Genomic DNA, 17603 nt, shown 5'->3' with positions numbered 1-17603 from the left:
CCAACATGCCTGCCAGCTCGGTACGTTCCGAGTCCGTGAAGTCGGCGAGCATGTCCGCTTCGTGGGCGAAGTGGGCGCCGATGATCTCCTCGGCGAGCGCGAGCCCCCGGTCGGTGAGCTGGATGTGTACGATCCTGCGGTCGTCCGGGTCCCGCACGCGCAGGGCGAGCCCGGCGGCCTCCAGCTTGTCGACCCGCTGCGTGATACCACCGCTGGTCAGCAGGTTGGCGTCGGCCAGTTCACTGACGGTGCGCCGATAGGGGGTGCCGGCCCGGCGCAGTGCGGCCAGCACGCCGAAGGCGGGAACAGTGAGGCCGTAGGTCTCGAAGAACGCGTTCAGCTGGGCCTGATACTGGTTGAAACTGCGGTGCAGCCGACCGAACACCCCCAACGCGGTGGCATCCACCTCGGGGAACTCGCGTTGCCACTGCTCCAGCATGGCGGCCACGGCGTCCTGGTGCCCCGCCCGGAGTTCACTCATCACTCCCTCATCCCGCCCCGCCCGAGAGATGGGCCGAGCCGCGAACGCGCATTCTACGGCGGACCGGCACGGCCGGCGGGCAGGGGGACCGTGGGCACCACCCACCTCCGCGAGCCAGTTCTGCGCACCCGCAGGCCGCAGCCCGAGACACAGGCCCCGCTTCAACAACTGCCGGTCATCCCGCCGGTCACCACGATGGCCTCCCCGATCGCGTAGCCGGAATCGGATTCCGATGCGAGGCACACGTATGCCCGGACGAGCTCCCCCGGCTGGGTCGCGCGACCCATCGGGTCCGCCGCGTCGAGGTTCACCTTCAGACGGCCGTCGGGAAACCGTTGGCCGGCGAGATCGAGAACGGTCCAGGCCGGGCCGGGCTCCCGCTCGACGACGGCAACAGTCAGCCCGCCCCGCACCACCCCGTGGGCGACGCGACCCCCGACCGGACCGGACCCGCATCAATCACGAAGGCGTCACACGTGTGAGCAGATACATCAGCTCTCCCTGGCCGCGCGGCCCATACGCAGAGCCGAGATGAGGAAGAAGATGCCGCCCGGGACCGCATAGCCGACCGCACTGGTCAGCGCGGGATCATCCGCGCCGGCCGACGCGACGAACGACGCCCCGGCCAGAATCGAAATGGCACCACTGACGATCATCGGCCACTGACCGCCCAGCCTGCGGCGGGGCACCGCCACGATCAGCTGGACCAGTCCGGACACGATCGCCCAGGCACCCCATACACGCAGCACCGCCGGAATGCCGGACGCGCAGGCGACACCCACACCGACCGCCGCGATCAGGCTGACCGCCATGTTCACGTACAACAGGGTCGGCGACCCGTCGCCGCGCGACGACCTCGCATCGACAACCGCCGCCCCCACGTCGAACAGCGGGTACAGCACCAGCAGCACGGCCGCGACCGGGCTGATCTCCTTGGTCATCGTGAACATCACGAGGGCCCAGACAATGGCGAACGCGAACCGGACGAAGTACAGCCGCCGCAGAGCGGAGGCCGTCCCCGTGACAACAGACGGAGCAGCAGTGACGCTCACGATGATCCCTTTCAGTGGACCCAGAGAGAGGAGAGCAGTTCAAAGATTCCGGCGGCCGGACGACAACCCGATGTCGCCGGAAAAGGCCGGCGCTCGGACGCCACGACCGCAAGAATGAACGTTCTGCCCCTCAAGGCTGGCAAGAAGGCCATCGCTTGTCAAGACCGAACGTTCTACCCGCTAGAATGACCGCATGGTGCGCAGCGAAACCAAAGGCCGGCCGTCCGAAGCCCGCTCCCGGCTCCTCACAACGGCCAGCCGGGTGTTCTACGCGGAGGGGATCCACTCCGTCGGCGTGGACCGCATCGTCGCGGAAGCACACGTCACGAGGGCCACCTTCTATCGCCATTTCCCCAGCAAGGAATCCCTCGTCGTCGCCTACCTGAACGAGGTCGACCGCGCCATGCGCGGCCAGGTCGACGCCGCCGTCGACGCCGGCCTTCCGGCCGCCGACACCATGCGGAAGATCAGCGAGGCCATCGCCCAAGGCATCCGGTCACCCGGCTTTCGCGGGTGTGCGTTCCTCAACGCCGTCGCCGAGTTCCCCGACCCCGATCACCCGGTACACCTGGCCGTTCTCGCCCATCGTCAATGGTTCCTCGACACCGTCACCGGCCTCCTGGCCAAGATCCGGGAGCCTTCCGCCGAACCCGCCGCCCGTCACTTCGTGATGATGCGCGATGGCGCGATGGCTGCCGGCTGCCTCTTCGATCCGGACATGGTGTGCGAGACCTTCCTCCTGGGAGTGGAAGGTCTCCTCGACCAAGTCAGCCGAGGGCTGTTGACGTCCGAGTGAGGAATGGCATCAGGCGGGGCGGCCTCCGCCGGCCATAGAGGTTGCGGCACAGGCACGGCCTCCGCATGTCGCCGGTCCGTCCGGTCCGTCCGGTCTGCAAGGTACCGCCGGGACAGCGAACGAACCTGGTCCTGCTCACCCCTGGCGGACAAGACACCCTCAGTCAGGGCCGCCACAAGGGTGCTCCCGCTCCGCCTGGCACCGGCAGCCCATGCGGCGTAGGTCTTCTGCTCGGCGTTGAGTCTGTGCGCAGGGTGGCAGCAGGGCCGTGTGTCCCTGCGCAGATGGTTTGATCTGCACCCGTGTCAGTGACGGCTGGCAGTGACCGCTCTCTTTCCTCAACTGGCCCCGCTCGCACGAACGGCGACCCGGTTGCACCCCGTTCCCGCATCCCCGTCCCTGCGTCACAGCTCGGTCGGCGGCCCGCTGCTGTGGCCCGCCGATGAGCCCTGGCCACACTGCGACGGACCGCACGAGTGGTACGGAACGGACCCGCTCATGCCGCTGGCGGACTTGAAAGTGCTACGCCGGATCCGTGCCGCCGCGCAGGGCCGGGACTTCACCTCGCAGGAAAGGGAGACCCTCGCCCGCATCAAGCCCCCACGGACCTGTCCCAGACCAAAACCGAGCCTGCGACCGTATGACGGGTCGATAGCGCTGCTGCCGCTGGCGCAGCTCTACACACGGGACATCCCCGACCTGCGCGCGCCCGCCGGCACGGACCTGCTCCAGGTGCTGTGGTGTCCTTTCGACCACCCGCCGAAGAGCTACATGCCCAAGACCGTCCTGTTCTGGCGGTCCGCAGCCGAGGTCACCGACATCCTCACCGGACCCCCTGAGCCGCCAGCGGTGCAGTACCAGGGCTACCTGCCCGAGCCGTGCCTGCTCCTCCCCGAGCAGATCACCGAGTACCCCCACCTCTCGGAGCTGAGCCCGGACATCCTGAGCATGCTCAAGGACTGGGGCAGCTGGGAGAACGCCGGCAACGTAGTGGACAGCCGCTACGCGTCGTACCCGGCGCAGTTCTACGGGATCAACCTCTCCGTGGCGCCGGGGTGGAGAGTTGGCGGCTGGGCTTCCTGGGTCCTGACCGACCCGATCAGCCCGCCGCCATCCAGATCGGCCGCGGCTACAAACAACAGCTCTACATCCGCCCAGCCTCACCCGAGCATCCCCACACCGAGCTGATGCAGTAGACGCCCCACCAACAGCCCCTCGCACCTGGTCTGGATCTGCAGCACGATCGTGGGCCATGTTGACCTGCCCCACCACGTGAGCCCGTCACGTGATCCTGATGCGGCCTCCTTGAGGCGCCTCCAGCAGACGAGGCTGCAGCCCAACAAGCCCAAGGCGTCGTGGTGTTCGAGGCGTCGTTCCCCTCGGACGGCGAGGCGTTTGAACCGGTCGACCGGTGACGGACCAGTCGCAGCTCTCCCTTCCGTCGCGGACGTGAGAGCCGTCCACTCGCGCGGGCCTCGAGCCAGGAAGCGATGTGCTGGACAGTCATCTCAAAGACCGCACTCCCGTCCGTCAGTTACGACCGGACGTCTCCACCGGGCGGCATACAGAGTCCGTCGCAGTCCTGAGCGCCTGGCGGTGAAGCGTGTCCAGCTGTTCCCGCACCGCCCCTGACCCGGCGGCCAGCGCAAGCTGCACCGTGCATGCGACGGGCTTGTCACGCAACTCCTCTGTGCTCTTCAGCTCTTGGATCAGATCCGTGGTCAGCCGGTCGAGCTGTTCGCGAATCTGGCCGAGGTCAGGGCGCGTCGTGGGCGCCTCTTCCGGGTGGGCGGTCCAGCGAGCGAACAGCCCCTTCTGCACCACCTTGCTCGCGGTGATCTGATCCCGGAAGAACGCCACTGCCGCCTCCGGGTCCACCCCGGCACCGGAGGCCTTCTCCCGGACTTGCGCCAGCACCTGCTCCTCGCGGGCAGGATCATCGATGGGCGAGTCGGTACCGAACTTGGACTCTGCCACGTGGTCACTCACGCGCAGGCGTTCGATGACAAGGTCCGTCAGAGCGCCGAGCCTGCCGAGCGGCTTGACCGTCCCGACGGTACTGCTCGAGAGCTCGGTGCCCGTACGGGCATCCGTGGCCATGGCCTGAGGAACGGCCAGCGCTGTTGCGGCTACCAACAACGCAGTGGCCGTAACACCACGAGTCACATCATTTCGCAGGTTCAATTCTCTACCTCGAATTCACTATTCAAGAAGGGTAATTCGCTGGGTTCAGGGCTGGACCGGCAGCGGGATGGCACGGAAGACGTTGTCCGGATCGAAGCGGCGCTTCAACTTGAGTAGCCGCTCGGTGTTCGGACCGTAGGCGTGTGCGATCTGTTCGACCTCGTCTGCTCCGAGCAGGTTGGGGTAGCCGCCTGGCAGGGCCTCGGACTCGAGGGCAGTGGTCAGGTTGCCGGCCCAGGCGCGATGCTCGGCCGCCCGGGTGTCGCCGGGTTCCCAGAGGGCGATGATCTCGATCATCAGGTGGGGGTCTCGGTTGCCGAACGCCGTGTCCGTCACGGGGACACGGGCCGCGGCTCCGTGCAGGCTGTGCACGGATACGGCCGAGTGGGGCGAGGTCAGGGTGGAGCCTGCAAGGCTCAGCACGTCACGCACTCCCTGAGTGAGGGACCGTACCGATCGAGGTCGGATCTCGACGTGCCGACCGAAGGGGAACTGTGCGTCGATGGCCGCGAGCATCCGGGGCATCGTGGTGGGGGCGATCTGAGAGACGAGAGGCGTGCCGAGGGTGTCGAGCCGCGCCAGCGCGCGTTCTCCCTCCTCGGTGTCGTCGCCGCTCCAGGTGGGCGAGAGGAACACCACGGGCTTGCCGTCGGGGCCGGGCAGGACCCCGGACTGCACGGTCAGCGCGTCGGGTCCCTCGCGCAGGACGTCCGACAGCGCGGCCAGGACTGTTTCGACCTGGTCCCACGCATACATCACCATGCCGGACAGGAGTGTGGGCACTCGGTGCAGGCGCACCCGCATCGACGTGACGAGGCCGAAGTTCCCGCCGCCGCCGCGCAGGGCCCAGAACAGGTCCGGCTCCCGTTCAGCGTCGGCAGTGACGACGGAGCCGTCGGCGAGCACCACGTCCGCGGACAACAGGTTGTCCAGAGCGAGGCCGAAGCGACCGCTGAGGGGTCCGTAACCGCCGCCGAGCGTCAGCCCCGCCATGCCCACGGAACCGGCGGAGCCGGTCGCCGCCGTCAGGCCGAAGGGGTCGGCAGCGGCAACGAGATCGGCGGCCGTGGCCCCTCCTGACACCTCGGCGACCCCGGCCACGGGATCCACCGTCACCCGGCGCATCCCGGTGAGGTCAATGGTCAGCCCGCCGTCGCTCAGTGACCTTCCCGCCCAGTCGTGGCCACCGCCGCGGACTGCCAGCGGCACCCCGTACTCCTGCGCGGCCAGCACAGCGGCCCGGACCTCAGCCGGGTCGACGCATCGGATGAGGGCGCCGGGACGAGTGGACACGGCGCCGTTCCAGATTCTTCGGCCGAAGTCGTAGTCCGGCCCGGCGGTTACCACCCGGCCCGCGTGGACGGTCCGTCGCAGGGTGTCGGTGAGGCGGGTGAGTTGTTGGTGTGCCGTAGCGGACATGGCACCTCTCTCGTACAGATCTCGACAATGACTCATTGCTGACGAACCTTCACCAGCCGCTCGGACACCGACCCGCAGGGGCGGTCTCTACGTGGCGCCTTCACCGGGTGCTGCGGGCAGCGTCCTCGATGACCTGCGTGACCGCGCCGGGACGGCTGACCATCACCGCGTGGGAGGCGTTGACCTCCTCGATGTGCGCACCGGCCCGCTTCGACATGAAGCGCTGGACGTGGGGAGCGATGGCGTGATCCTGACCGGTGATCAGACTCCAGGAAGGAATGGAGCGGAACGCCTCCTGGACGCTGGCGTCGGAGACCGCCTTGGTGTTGGCCGGCCGCCGAACCGCCGCCAGATCCGCGGCGGTCGTCTCGTCCACGTCGCCGGCGAAGGCGTCACGGAAGTGGTCGGGATCGATGGAAACGTCCGTACCGTCCGGAACAGCCGTCGAGACCAGCGGGATGGACGGCGAGGTCTTGGCAGCCAGGTAGCCCACGGTCTCACCCCTTGCGGGGATGAAGCCGGCGACGTAGACCAGAGCCCTGACATCGGGGTCCGAAGCGGCGGAGTTGGTGATCACTGCGCCGCCGTAGGAATGGCCGACCAGCACCACCGGGCCGTCGATCGTGGACAGGTAGCTGGAGACGTAGGCCGTGTCGCTGGTGAGACCCTGCAGAGGATTGGCGATGGCACGCACGGGATAGCCGTCCTTGCGCAGTCGCTCCATCACCGGCGACCAGCTGGAGGAGTCCGCCCACGCGCCGTGGACGAGGACGACGGTCGGCTTCGGGGAACTGGACACGGAGGAAGAGGCTTCACCGGTCGCCGTCGCCACGCCTGGAACAGCGGCGGCACCGAGCAGCGCGAGCGCTCCGGCAGCAAGTGCGACGCGACGGGGGATGCGAATTGGCATGAGGTGGCCTTTCGGTTCGTCTGTGGCTTCGAGGCACAGGAGCTGAGCTCCGTCGCCTCGCGCGGCAGCTCGCTCGGGGCGGACACATGTGCGGCGGTGGGAGCTGCCGCACTCTCCCGGCCGTGTCCCGCACAGCGGCTGCAACGTTCGCGCGACAGGGACCGTGACGCCCTGCAGGACGCCGAAGGAGAACGTTCGGTATCGCCATTAGATATGCGCGACGAGCCCCAAGTCAAGACCGAACGTTCTACCCCCAGATTTGCTAGTGTGGCCCGATGAGCCCAAGCCCAGAAGGCGGCAGCACCTCCGAAGCGCGAGCACGGCTGCTCAGCACAGCAGCCAGAATCTTCTACGCAGAAGGAATCCACTCCGTCGGCATCGACCGGATCACCGCGGAAGCGAAGGTGACCCGAGCGACCCTGTACCGACACTTCGCGGGCAAGGAAGACCTCGTCCTCGCCTACCTCGACGAAGCCGACCAGGGAATCCGAGAACAGGTCGCCACCGCCCTGGCGAGCAGCGAGACAGCCTCCGGCAAAGTCCAGGCCGTCGCCGAATCCATCACCCACGGCATCCTGTCCCCCGGTTTCCGCGGCTGCGCCTTCCTCAACGCAGCAGCCGAATACCCCGACCCCGCCCACCCGGTCCACCAGTTCGTCCTGGCTCACCGCCAATGGTTCCTGAACACCATCACGGAGCTGCTGGAGCAGACCACCGACGAGCCGGCCACCCGGCCGGCCCGGCACTTTGTCATGCTCAGAGACGGCGCCATGGCCGCCGGCTGCCTCTTCAACCCCGAACTGGTGTCGAAAACCTTCCTGCGTGGCGTCACAGGGCTCCTCACACGCATCGGCACGGCAATCGCGCCTGACGCGCCTGCCAACACCAGCAACGCCGCAGACGGGACACGCTGAGCCCTCCCCTTCTCGGACAAGCCCCCGTGGAAAGCGTGTGCCCCTGGAGACAGCCCCTTACCGGCACGGGCAGTTCGGCATCGACAACCTCAGAGGGCGACGCCCAACGGACTTGTTCCCTTGTGAGGCTTCCGCCGTCCGAGGCGGTCTCGCTCAACAGTTGGCACACCACCGCCGATCCATCGGCCGTCGGTCGCAGCACCCGGGTGCCGTCGACGAGATAGCCGCTCAGCTCGTGGACCACACGCTCGGCAGTGACCGTCGTCGTCTCGCCGTGCTATTGCCATCTGTCACCGACGAGGCCGACCCGAACAGAAGGGCAGACGACTCCTGACTGGTCAGTGATCGGCTCTGTCACGACCTACGACCGGGGCGGCATCACTCCATCGACGCCTGAATGCGGTCGAGTGTCCGGCGCCCCATTCTGCTCATCGTCGGATTGCTCTCGACGTAGTACCAGACGACACCCATCGCCTGTTGGAACGCCCATGCCTTGCCGCGCTCCCACTCCAGGTCGTCACAGCCCAGTGTCCACCGGAACACGTCCCGCGGGCCTGACTCCAACAGGTGCCAGACGCTGACCAGGTCCAGCGCGGGATCGGCCGGGCCGAAGCTTCCGGTGTCGAGTACGCCGCTGAGCCGGTCGCCCGCGACCAGTACGTTGCCGGGAATCAGGTCACCGTGGCTCATCACGTCGGCACTCGTGCGCGGCAACTCCCGGAAGTGGCCCCACGCTTGGCGCAGCCGGGGCACGTCGAGCAGTCTCTCGCTCTGCTCGAAGCACTCCGCCATCCAGTCGTCGTGGTGAGCGAGAACGCCACCACGGCCTTGACCGCTGAAACGCCGCCCGCGCGTCTCGGCTCTCCGCAGAGCTGCGATGAAGGCCGCAAGGTCCTCGGCGAAGGCGTCCGATCCACTCGGGTCGGCGTCGAAGGCGACCGTTCCCGGCACCCATGTCTGGACCGACCACGGCATGGGGAAACCCGCCCCTGGCTTTCCCAAGGCGACGGGTTCCGGGGCGGGAAACCGAGACACCTGTGCCAGTTCCGCGCTCGCCTCGGCCTCCTGTTCCAGAACCGCCAGCGTCTCGCCAGGATCGGCCAGACGCAGCGGGAAACGCGCGGAAAGGCCGTTCCCGATGCGGAAGATGGCGTTGACCGTCCCGGTCGACGACACGAGCCGGATAGCCTTGCCCCGCCACTGGGGGAACTGTTCCTGGATCAAGGTCGCAACGACTTCGGTGGTCACGTCCACTTGGTCATCGTGCATGGTCAAATCTCGCAGGCCCTCCACTGGCCCGGTCCGACAGTCCGGGCCTAGGCTCGATCGACTGAGACGACAACCAGTATTCAGACGCCAGGGTCCAGATCAACCGAGATACGCGGCGGGCTTGGAGCACTGGCAGGTGGTCGTGCCGGCAGTGGACGATCAGGATCGCCCTCGCGTACGCCGATCGCCCGGGTCGCCGCCGCCAGGGCGGTGACCCGGGACCATCAGGCAGGTCGTCGTGGAGGGGTGGGGGAGGCCGCACCACAGGCCGTCACCGTTTCGCCCTCCCCTTTGTGACAGGCCTGATCAGGTGCGGGTCCAGCGCTGGTTGCTGCCGTTCGAGCAGGAGTAGAGCTGGATCTGGGTGCCGTTGGCGGTGCCCGCCCCGACAGCGTCGAGGCAGAGGCCCGACTGGACACCGGCGATGGATCCGTCGGAGTTGAGGCGCCACTTCTGGTTGTCGGCGCCCCAGCAGCTGTAGATCTGGACCTTGGCGCCGCTGCCGGTGCCGGCGGCGTCCAGGCACTTGTTGCCGTAGACCTTGAGTTCACCGGCGTCGGTGTACGTCCACTGCTGATTGGTGCCGCTGGAGCAGTCCCACAGCTGAACCTGAGTGCCGTCGGTGGTACTGGAGTTGGGCACGTCCAGGCAGCGGCCGGAACCGACGCCCTTGATCGTTCCGCCGCCGCCCGTGGGCGGCGTGGTGGTGCCGCCGTTGAGCGCGTTGAGGACGGCGGTGTAGGCGGCCTTCTTGCTGCCGTCATTGTTGAACAGCAGCGGCGTGTCGCCCGATCGCCAGGAGTCGGAGTCCCGCACGCCCCAGACGGTGATGCCGAGGCAGCGCGAGACGGCCAGGCAGTCGTTGGTCACGTTGGCGTAGGTCGTGGCCGAGGCGCCCTGGATGTCGAGTTCGGTGACGGCCACGTCGACGCCGAGGGCGGCGAAACTCTGCAGGGTGGTGCGGAAGTTGCTGTTGTAGGGGCTGCCGCTGTTGAAGTGCGACTGGAACCCGACGCAGTCGATCGGCACGCCGCGCTGCTTGAAGTCCTTGACCATGGAGTACACGGCCTGGGTCTTGGCCCAGGTCCAGTCCTCGATGTTGTAGTCGTTGTAACAGAGTTTGGCGGCCGGATCGGCGGCGCGCGCGGTGCGGAAGGCGACCTCGATCCAGTCGTTGCCGGTGCGCTGCAGGTTGGAGTCGCGGCGGGAACCCGAACTGCCGTCGGCGAAGGCCTCGTTCACGACGTCCCACTGGGCGATCTTGCCCTTGTAGTGGCCCATCACGCCGTTGATGTGGTCGATCATCGCCTGGCGCAGGGTGCTGCCGCTGAGGCTCTGCATCCAGCTGGGCTGCTGGGAGTGCCAGGCCAGGGTGTGGCCGCGCACCTGCTTGCCGTTCTGCACCGCCCAGTTGTAGACGCGGTCGCCGGCGGTGAAGCTGAACTGGCCGCGCTGCGGTTCGGTGGCGTCGATCTTCATCTCGTTCTCGGCCGTCACCGAGTTGAACTCACGGCCCGCGATCGTCGTGTACGCCGAGTCGCCCAGCTTGCCCGAGGCGATGGCGGTACCGAAGTAGCGGCCGCTCTGCGCCGCCGCGGCGCCGAGCGTGCTCTCGGCGGCGTGTGCGGACGGTGGCGCGGCCAGCGCGAGGACGGCACCGAGGACGCCCGCGATCAGCAGGGGCAGCAGGCTGCGGATCTGCCGGTGAGCAAGGGGTCTGGGAGGGGCGTGCAAGCCCATGGCTGTGCCTCCAAGGTAGATGTCACGTACGGACTGACGTGCGGGGAATGCCTCACCCGGTCCCGCGCGGCAGACGGGCGCGTGTCGTGCAGCTGTGCGTGGTCCTGCCATGCAGCACAGGTTGCCCAGGGCCGAGGCGGTTCGACATTCCGAACCATGGCCGGTTCTTCAGACAGGGATGATTGAGGAGTTGGCGGTGAACCGTCAATACTCCCTGCAGAAATTTCCGGTACACAACCGAAACTTTCAGGGTCGGATCGGATCTGACGAGCACACTCCCCGCCCCGACCTCGCAGGACACCAGTGGGCCAGGTCGGACCAGGGCAAGGGTGGGTGCACGGATGACATATTCCTCAACTCGCCTCCCCACAGACCCTCTTGGATCGACCGCGGTTTACGGACAGCTCTGTGACAGACCTTGACCAAAGAGCCTCTCGTTCCTAGCTTGTGGCGTCACAGGATCCGAGAACTTTCCGAAAAGTCTTCGAAAACAACCTGGTTCGGCCACTCCTCCGTTCCTCTCGCCCCCACCCCCAAGGAGGCCCCTGATGTGGTGTCGCAACCCGTCCCCGGCCCGTCCAAGACGCCTGCTCAGACGCATCCTCACCGTCCTGTCGCCCCTGTTGCTCGTGGCCGCCTTCCTCGGCGCCCAGCCCGCCGAAGCGGCGACCGTGGACACCAACGCCTCGTACGTGCTGGTCAACCGGAACAGCGGCAAGGCCCTGGACGTCTACAACAGGGCGACCACCGATGGCGCCCGCATCACCCAGTGGTCCAGGAACGACCAGGACCAGCAGCAGTGGCAGTTCGTCCCTACCGGCGACGGCTACTACCGCATCAAATCCCGTCTTTCCGGCAAGGTGCTGGACGTCTACAACTGGTCCACCGCGAACGGCGGCTCGATCGTCCAGTGGACCGACCTGAACGCCACCAACCAGCAGTGGCGGCTGGCCGACAGCTCAGACGGCTACGTGCGGCTGATCTCGCGCCACAGCAACAAGGCCCTCGAAGTACAAGGCGCCTCCACCGCCGACAGCGCCAACGTCGTCCAGTACGACGACTGGGGCGGCACGAACCAGCAGTGGCAGCTCGTCAAGGTCGGCGACGACGCCGGCGGCGGCTCGTGTGACCTTCCGTCGAGCTACCGCTGGACATCGACGGGCGCGCTGGCACAGCCCAAGTCGGGATGGGTCTCCCTCAAGGACTTCACCGTCGTCCCCTACAACGGCAGACAACTCGTCTACGCGACGACGCACGACACGGGCACCAGCTGGGGTTCGATGAACTTCGACCTGTTCACCAACTGGTCGGAGATGGCCTCGGCCGGCCAGAACAAAATGTCGTCTGCCACCGTCGCGCCGACGCTCTTCTACTTCGCTCCGAAGAACATCTGGGTGCTCACCTACCAGTGGGGCGCAACCGCCTTCTCCTACCGGACGTCGAGCGACCCCACCAACCCCGATGGCTGGTCGTCCCCGCAGGTGCTCTTCTCCGGGAGCATCTCCGACTCCGGCACCGGGCCCATCGACCAGACGCTCATCGGTGACGGCACGAACATGTACCTGTTCTTCGCCGGCGACAACGGCAAGATCTACCGGGCCAGCATGCCGATCGGGAACTTCCCCGGCAGCTTCGGCACGAACTCGACCGTGGTCATGAGCGACACGACGAACAACCTGTTCGAGGCGCCGCAGGTCTACAAGCTGCAGGGCCAGAACCGCTACCTCATGATCGTCGAGGCCATCGGCGCGCAGGGGCGCTACTTCCGCTCGTTCACCGCCTCCAGCCTCAACGGCTCGTGGACGCCCCAGGCCGCGACCGAGAGCAATCCCTTCGCCGGCAAGGCCAACAGCGGCGCCACCTGGACCAACGACATCAGCCACGGCGAACTCATCCGCACCAGCGCCGATCAGACCATGACCGTCGATCCCTGCACCCTGCAACTCCTCTACCAAGGGCGCAGCCCGAGCTCAGGCGGTGACTACGGCCTCCTCCCCTACCGTCCGGGTCTGCTGACCCTGCAGCGCTGACCACCTGGGCCGTAGCCAGGTGCATGAGCACGGTTCGTCGTCCGGGTGCAGATCGACGATCTGCACCCGGACGGCACTGGGCGGTCGCCCGGTCGTCGTGCTGCCCGGTCAAGGTGGAACGGTCAGACGATCCGGCGCAGCAGCAGCCGTCGGGCTGCTCGGCGTCCTCGGTGATCTCGCATCCGCGCTCGGCCGCGTAGCGCAGGGCGGCGGCGTGTCCATAGGCGCGGGCCGGCCGCTGTTGCCAGCGGTCGTTGCCCAATCGCGTCGAGGTGGCGTCGTCGACGACTTCGTAGGTGCCGTCAGTGCCACGGCTGAAGCCGAAGGAGCCGTCGGGGACGCGGACGACGACCTCGGCGGTGGACCGCGCGCCCCACCGGTTGCGCAGCTTCACGGGTTTGTCGTGCACCTCGGCGTCCGGGTGGCCGAGTTCGGCGAGGGCGGCGAGGAGCAGGTCGGTGTCGATGAGTGCGGTGCGGACATGGCAACCAGCGAACTGACCACGGTCTCTGGCGACTGCCCCCGCAGCACCGACGAGAAGTTCCAGAAGGACACCTGGGTCAGCCGCCTGGGCGCCGGCGTCGACGCCATCTGCGTACGGCCCGTCCGTAAGGCGTAGGGCTACCGATCAGTCGACGCCGGAATGGCGGCAAGCCCTCCTGGGTGCTGCCCGTGAGGTCACCATCGGCCGACGGGACTCAGCCGGGCCTCGTAGACCACCGCTGAACTCATCGAAAGCCCCCGGCAGGTGAGCTGTCGCGGCGCGGTTCGGTAGGAGCGCACCTCGACGTCGTGCACCGGTGACCGGGGTGTCCGGCCGGTGACGCGGACGTTCCAGCGGTCGCCGAATCTCGCCGTGTCCTCCACCACGTAGTGATGGCGACCCGCCGGCCCGAACTCCCTCAGGACCGCGGCCACGGCGGCCTGTTGGGGCGGGAAGAGGTTCGTGTATCCGCGCAGGTGGTCCGGGTGAACGCGGTCGGCCAAGTGCTCCGCGATCGCGGTGACGGACGAGGTGGCGTCGAGGTTGCCGTAGTAGACGCCGTCGGGGGCGACCACGACGTTCGCGGCGAACCTGTCGCCGCCCACGTGTGTGCATTCCCAGACCAGCTCCGGCCAGCGTTCGCTCAGGACCCGCGCCACCGGCCGGCCGCGCACGGCGCAGCAGGTGTCATGTTGGCCATGGGCGCAGACGAGGACCATCGGGGGGTGGCCGGTCTCGCCCGGAGCGGCGAGCGCGTCGACGATGCCGGCCAGGTCCTCGTCACGTTGCCAGGTGCCCCGGGTCTGCCGGTGCGTGCCGTCGTCCGCGTAGCGCAGGACGGCCCAGTCACGGGGTCCGTCGGGCGCCCTGCTGCGGTGGTGGCGTCGGACGAGCAGTATGCGTGCCCGCATGGCATGGGCCGCGTCGAAGACGAGTTGTTTGGTTTCGGGTTCGAGTGGCAGGCCGTCGAAGCCGTTGGGCGGCCAGCCGGCCAGGTACTCGATGAGGATCCAGGTGACGCCGTACGGAGCCGTGCCGGCGAGTGTGTCACCGCGCAGCCGGGCGGCGTCCGCGCAGAAGAACCTTGCTGCGGCGTCTCCTCCCGTCACGTCATGGTCCAGGTGGTCCGGCGGGCACGAGCACGCCCGCGCGCAGGAGCCTGTCGACGAATGCCGTCCCCAGGTCGCCCGCCGCGTGCACGTGGCCCTCCAGCAGGCTTGCCACGAGCGGGAGTTGTTCGTCCGGAAAGTCGAGCCAGCCGACACGCGAGTGCAGACGGCGGCCTTCGAGCCGTGCTTCCAAGGCGCCGCGCAGCCGCACGTGCGTGGCGGGCGCGAGGTCGTTGACGGCCGCGAGTTGGGCGAGCGGCCCCAGCGGTGCCGGGCGAGCCTGACGGCGCCGGGCCCGATGGAACTGCGGCGCGGCGTCTGCTTCCGCCAGTGCCGCGATGAGGCGTGCGCGGACCATCGCGAGGTCGTCGTCGCCCGGCTCGTCAGAACCCAGGGGCAGGGAGCTGCGCATTTGGGGGTCGTCGCGCAGCAACTGCAGCGCCGACCGGGCGAGTTGCTCAGCCAGGGCATGGCGCGTCCAGTTGTGGACCCCCAGCGTCAGGTGGATCGAGACGGCGCCCTGGGCCTCGGCGGCGTGCAACCAGCCGCGCGGCAGATAGAGGACATCCCCCGGCGTGAGCACGGTGTCGAGGTGGGCTTCGCGCCTCGCCGCCTCGGCCACGTCCGAGCGGCGCTCGGTCCACGGCTGGTCCCGCAGCGGGTCGGGATGGACCGGTTCATGGATGATCCACCGCTTGGTGCCAGAGACCTGCAGCACGAAGACGTCGTGCACGTCGTAGTGGTCGTCGAACCCTCGGCTCTGTGGCGGGGTGACGTACGCATTGGCCTGCACCGGGTGCCCCAGCTCGACACCGAGGCGGGAACTGAAGTCGGCGACGGGCTCCCAGGTGCGGTGCAGGGCCTGGAGGACCAGCGTGGCGCCGTCGGCGAAGCTGCGCCACAGTGCGGTGTCGTCGAGCTGGTCCCCGATCGAGGCTCCCACACCGCCGGGCGACGTGAACGATGACTCGGGCAGCGTGGCGCCGTCTTTGGCGACGCGGAGGAAGGGCGTACGCAGCCCGCGCCGCGAGACCAGCTCATCGACCGCGTCGACTGAGAACAGGTCGGTGAAGTCGCCGCGCCCGCGGGTGAGCAGGGGCGTGCGTGCCCAGATGTCGCGGGCGAAGTCCTGCCGGCTCAGGTTGGTCAGCCGTGTTTCCAGGACGCCGCCGCCCGTTCGGGTGGCCGCGTCCTGGACATCCGCGGCAGGGATACTCAAGCGCCGCTGCCGGACTCGCCGGCCCCACCATCGGCACCGCCGTCCTGCACACCCGGCGTACCGGAGGCACCACCGTCGGCCGGACCTTCCGCCCCACCATCGGCACCACCGTCGTGCACACCCGGCGTACCGGCGGCGCCACCGTCGGCCGGACCTTCCGCCCCACCATCGGCACCGCCGTCGTGCACACCCGGCGTACCGGCGGCACCGCCGTCCGCGGGTCCTTCGTTCTGGTTCGGGTCCTGATCGGGGCTCGTCATGTCTCCTCCTGAGGGTGGGACGGTCCAGACGGGGCAACGCATTGAGTAACCCCCACATCACCAACCAAACTGGCCCATACGAATCCCACCAGCAACCGGGGGCAGGCGGCGACAGGACCGCCCGAGGGACTACTTGCCGGCGGCAGGCGCGACACCGGTCAGCTTCGCGCTCGCGTCCCACAACCGACGGGCCTGTTCGCGATCCTCCAGCTGGGTCCACAGCCGCTCACGGTGCGGCCGGCCCCGCAGGCCGAAGATGCGCGGACCCCACAGCTCACCCCCGGCGATCCGGGGATCGAGCACCGCCCGGACCGCCGGCCGGGCCCCGGCGTGCTTGCCCTGGAGCACGAGGGCGGCGGGCGCGGCGCGCAGTGCCGCCCCGACCCCGCGTACGTGGACAGGTGGCCGCGACGGGGTGAGTGAGTTCAGTGCCCCACCGGGGTGCACCACCATGCTCGACACCGTGCTGTCCGCAGCGCGCAGTCGGCGGTCCAGTTCCAGACCGAAGTACATCTGGGCCAGCTTCGACCGGGCGTAGGTGCGCTTGGCCCGGTAGTCGGTGCGGCTCTGCAGATCGTCCAGGTCCAGGCGCTCCGACTTGGCGGCGAAGCTGCCGACGGTCACGATGCGGGCGTCCGGCGCGGCCTCCAGCAAGGGCATCAGCCAGTGGGTCAGCGCGAAGTGCCCGAGGTGGTTGATGCCGAAATGGGTCTCGTTGCCGTCCCCGGTTTCCTTGCGCTCCGGCTCTTCGAGGAGGACGCCGGCATTGTGGACCACCGCGTCGAGGTGCTCCACCTCCAAGGATTCCGCCGCTGCCCGCAAGGAACCCAGGTCGGCGAGGTCGAGCCGCACCGACCGCACCCGGGCGCCGGGCACCCGCGCACGGATCGCGTCGAGGGCGGCTTCGGCCCGTGCAGGGCTCCGGCTGCCCAGCACGACCGTGGCACCGGTGCCGGCCAGTTGTTCAGCGGTGAAGTACCCGATGCCCGCGTTGCCACCGGTGATCAGATACGCGCGGTTGGTGGTGGATGCGGATTGGGACATGGCGGAAGCTCCTACGAGACGCGGCGGAGGCTGCTCGGCAAGAGCAACTCGACGTCCACGATGCCAACAGTCACCGATATATCGCCGATATTCGACCGACAGCATGGCTCAGGCGCATGAAGCCATGGGGCTTCTTGCTGACCTCATGCGCGGCCCACGGCTTTGGTCGTAGGTCGCAGGTCGGTGGTGACGCGATCGGCAGAAACGGAAGATGGGAGGCGTGGAGACTTCTCGTTTTGATGTGGACGCTTTCCTGCAGCAGCCGCTCACCGCTCGTATCGCGACCAGTGGACCGACGGTGCGCCCTGTCTGGTTCCTCTGGGAAGAAGGAGCCTTCTGGACCTTGACGGGCCCGTGGGCCCGGCTGTTCGACCGCGTGAAGGATGACCCGGACGTCGCCCTCGTGGTGGACGAGTGCGATCTCGCGACGGGGTGTGTCCGGCAGGTCATCGCCCGGGGCCGGGCGGAGCTCGTGCCCTTCGACGTGCCGAGGGGGCGGCGCAAGCTCACCCGATACCTGGGGACGGACGAGACTTTGTGGGACGAGCGTTTCACGCACTATCTGCACGATGATCCGGGCGAACGCGGCACGATGTGGCTGCGGTTGGTGCCCACTTCGCTCACCGCGACCGATCTCAGCTACTCCGTGGCGTCGTGACGGTGCGTTCCTGACAGCGATCGCGATGCCGTTC

At 68.1% G+C, this 17603-nt stretch carries 18 protein-coding genes and 1 pseudogene; 6 read left to right on the top strand and 13 right to left on the bottom strand.

Annotated features, from left to right (window positions below):
* From M4J07_RS23085 to M4J07_RS23075, 3 genes are all read right to left on the bottom strand, one after another.
* A partial coding sequence (locus M4J07_RS23085; RefSeq protein WP_255974892.1) for a MarR family winged helix-turn-helix transcriptional regulator occupies positions 1-481 on the bottom strand: 481 nt, incomplete at its 3' end.
* 161 nt (positions 482-642) lie between these two features.
* On the bottom strand, positions 643-894 hold the full coding sequence (locus tag M4J07_RS23080; protein WP_255974891.1) for a short-chain dehydrogenase/reductase SDR: 252 nt from the start codon (positions 892-894) through the stop codon (positions 643-645).
* 78 nt (positions 895-972) lie between these two features.
* Entirely contained in the window at positions 973-1533 is a 561-nt protein-coding gene (locus M4J07_RS23075; protein WP_255974890.1) for a DUF308 domain-containing protein, read from the bottom strand.
* A 193-nt stretch (positions 1534-1726) separates the two neighbouring features.
* Here M4J07_RS23075 and M4J07_RS23070 point away from each other — a divergent pair, with 193 nt between their 5' ends.
* Together M4J07_RS23070 and M4J07_RS23065 are read left to right on the top strand one after the other, a co-directional pair.
* Positions 1727-2329, top strand: coding sequence for a TetR/AcrR family transcriptional regulator (locus M4J07_RS23070; RefSeq protein WP_255974889.1), 603 nt, complete (start codon positions 1727-1729; stop codon positions 2327-2329).
* A 498-nt stretch (positions 2330-2827) separates the two neighbouring features.
* A complete protein-coding gene (locus M4J07_RS23065; protein WP_308284766.1) occupies positions 2828-3517 on the top strand; it encodes a hypothetical protein in 690 nt (229 codons plus the stop codon).
* 342 nt (positions 3518-3859) lie between these two features.
* Here the strand turns inward: M4J07_RS23065 and M4J07_RS23060 are convergent, their stop codons facing one another.
* From M4J07_RS23060 to M4J07_RS23050, 3 genes are all read right to left on the bottom strand, one after another.
* A complete protein-coding gene (locus tag M4J07_RS23060; RefSeq protein WP_255974888.1) occupies positions 3860-4429 on the bottom strand; it encodes a chorismate mutase in 570 nt (189 codons plus the stop codon).
* Positions 4430-4558: 129 nt separating this feature from the next.
* The gene (locus tag M4J07_RS23055; protein WP_255974887.1) at positions 4559-5932 is read right to left on the bottom strand and encodes an FAD-binding oxidoreductase; all 1374 of its coding nucleotides are present in this window, start codon (positions 5930-5932) and stop codon (positions 4559-4561) included.
* A gap of 100 nt (positions 5933-6032) precedes the next feature.
* The gene (locus tag M4J07_RS23050) at positions 6033-6731 is read right to left on the bottom strand and encodes an alpha/beta fold hydrolase (protein ID WP_255974886.1); all 699 of its coding nucleotides are present in this window, start codon (positions 6729-6731) and stop codon (positions 6033-6035) included.
* Between the two features lie 386 nt (positions 6732-7117).
* Here M4J07_RS23050 and M4J07_RS23045 point away from each other — a divergent pair, with 386 nt between their 5' ends.
* Positions 7118-7756 (top strand): TetR/AcrR family transcriptional regulator, encoded by a 639-nt coding sequence (locus tag M4J07_RS23045; RefSeq protein WP_255974885.1) that lies wholly within the window; start codon positions 7118-7120, stop codon positions 7754-7756.
* Between the two features lie 378 nt (positions 7757-8134).
* Here the strand turns inward: M4J07_RS23045 and M4J07_RS23040 are convergent, their stop codons facing one another.
* Together M4J07_RS23040 and M4J07_RS23035 are read right to left on the bottom strand one after the other, a co-directional pair.
* Positions 8135-9025 (bottom strand): aminoglycoside phosphotransferase family protein, encoded by an 891-nt coding sequence (locus M4J07_RS23040; protein ID WP_255974884.1) that lies wholly within the window; start codon positions 9023-9025, stop codon positions 8135-8137.
* Positions 9026-9331: 306 nt separating this feature from the next.
* Positions 9332-10765: an endo-1,4-beta-xylanase gene (locus M4J07_RS23035; RefSeq protein WP_255974883.1), complete on the bottom strand. Its 1434-nt coding sequence runs from the start codon at positions 10763-10765 to the stop codon at positions 9332-9334.
* A gap of 548 nt (positions 10766-11313) precedes the next feature.
* Here M4J07_RS23035 and M4J07_RS23030 point away from each other — a divergent pair.
* Positions 11314-12795, top strand: coding sequence for a non-reducing end alpha-L-arabinofuranosidase family hydrolase (locus M4J07_RS23030; RefSeq protein WP_255974882.1), 1482 nt, complete (start codon positions 11314-11316; stop codon positions 12793-12795).
* Positions 12796-13000: 205 nt separating this feature from the next.
* Here the strand turns inward: M4J07_RS23030 and M4J07_RS48535 are convergent.
* A pseudogene (locus M4J07_RS48535) lies at positions 13001-13189 on the bottom strand (hypothetical protein); the annotation flags it as partial.
* A 9-nt stretch (positions 13190-13198) separates the two neighbouring features.
* Between M4J07_RS48535 and M4J07_RS48530 the strand changes: the two are divergent.
* Positions 13199-13414 (top strand): hypothetical protein, encoded by a 216-nt coding sequence (locus M4J07_RS48530; RefSeq protein ID WP_374215070.1) that lies wholly within the window; start codon positions 13199-13201, stop codon positions 13412-13414.
* Positions 13415-13473: 59 nt separating this feature from the next.
* Here M4J07_RS48530 and M4J07_RS23020 read toward each other — a convergent pair whose 3' ends face one another.
* The 4 genes from M4J07_RS23020 to M4J07_RS23005 all read right to left on the bottom strand — a co-directional run bounded on the left by M4J07_RS23020 (position 13474) and on the right by M4J07_RS23005 (position 16911).
* Entirely contained in the window at positions 13474-14388 is a 915-nt protein-coding gene (locus M4J07_RS23020) for a sucrase ferredoxin (protein WP_255974880.1), read from the bottom strand.
* A 1-nt stretch (position 14389) separates the two neighbouring features.
* Complete coding sequence (locus M4J07_RS23015) at positions 14390-15607, bottom strand: cupin domain-containing protein (RefSeq protein WP_305128047.1); 1218 nt, start codon at positions 15605-15607, stop codon at positions 14390-14392.
* Positions 15604-15867 carry a BatC protein gene (locus M4J07_RS23010; protein ID WP_255974879.1) on the bottom strand — a complete coding sequence of 88 codons (264 nt, stop codon included), beginning with the start codon at positions 15865-15867 and terminating at the stop codon, positions 15604-15606. Before M4J07_RS23010 ends, M4J07_RS23015 begins: the two co-directional genes overlap by 4 nt.
* A gap of 129 nt (positions 15868-15996) precedes the next feature.
* A complete protein-coding gene (locus M4J07_RS23005) occupies positions 15997-16911 on the bottom strand; it encodes an SDR family NAD(P)-dependent oxidoreductase (RefSeq protein ID WP_255974878.1) in 915 nt (304 codons plus the stop codon).
* 211 nt (positions 16912-17122) lie between these two features.
* On the opposite strand from M4J07_RS23005, the gene M4J07_RS23000 reads away from it, so the two are divergent.
* Positions 17123-17569 (top strand): pyridoxamine 5'-phosphate oxidase family protein, encoded by a 447-nt coding sequence (locus tag M4J07_RS23000; RefSeq protein WP_255974877.1) that lies wholly within the window; start codon positions 17123-17125, stop codon positions 17567-17569.
* Positions 17570-17603: the final 34 nt, after the last annotated feature.

The organism is Streptomyces longispororuber, from assembly GCF_024448165.1.
GTDB classification, from domain to species: Bacteria; Actinomycetota; Actinomycetes; order Streptomycetales; family Streptomycetaceae; genus Streptomyces; species Streptomyces longispororuber_A.
This window is presented reverse-complemented; position numbering and strand designations above follow the sequence as displayed.

Coding starts and splice junctions, on each gene's coding strand:
- M4J07_RS23070 (WP_255974889.1), top strand. CDS start 1,727: ATGGTGCGCAGCGAAACCAAAGGCCGGCCGTCCGAAGCCCGCTCCCGG.
- M4J07_RS23065 (WP_308284766.1), top strand. CDS start 2,828: ATGCCGCTGGCGGACTTGAAAGTGCTACGCCGGATCCGTGCCGCCGCG.
- M4J07_RS23060 (WP_255974888.1), bottom strand. CDS start 4,429: ATGGCCACGGATGCCCGTACGGGCACCGAGCTCTCGAGCAGTACCGTC.
- M4J07_RS23055 (WP_255974887.1), bottom strand. CDS start 5,932: ATGTCCGCTACGGCACACCAACAACTCACCCGCCTCACCGACACCCTG.
- M4J07_RS23045 (WP_255974885.1), top strand. CDS start 7,118: ATGAGCCCAAGCCCAGAAGGCGGCAGCACCTCCGAAGCGCGAGCACGG.
- M4J07_RS23040 (WP_255974884.1), bottom strand. CDS start 9,025: ATGCACGATGACCAAGTGGACGTGACCACCGAAGTCGTTGCGACCTTG.
- M4J07_RS23035 (WP_255974883.1), bottom strand. CDS start 10,765: ATGGGCTTGCACGCCCCTCCCAGACCCCTTGCTCACCGGCAGATCCGC.
- M4J07_RS23030 (WP_255974882.1), top strand. CDS start 11,314: ATGTGGTGTCGCAACCCGTCCCCGGCCCGTCCAAGACGCCTGCTCAGA.
- M4J07_RS23010 (WP_255974879.1), bottom strand. CDS start 15,867: ATGACGAGCCCCGATCAGGACCCGAACCAGAACGAAGGACCCGCGGAC.
- M4J07_RS23005 (WP_255974878.1), bottom strand. CDS start 16,911: ATGTCCCAATCCGCATCCACCACCAACCGCGCGTATCTGATCACCGGT.
- M4J07_RS23000 (WP_255974877.1), top strand. CDS start 17,123: ATGGGAGGCGTGGAGACTTCTCGTTTTGATGTGGACGCTTTCCTGCAG.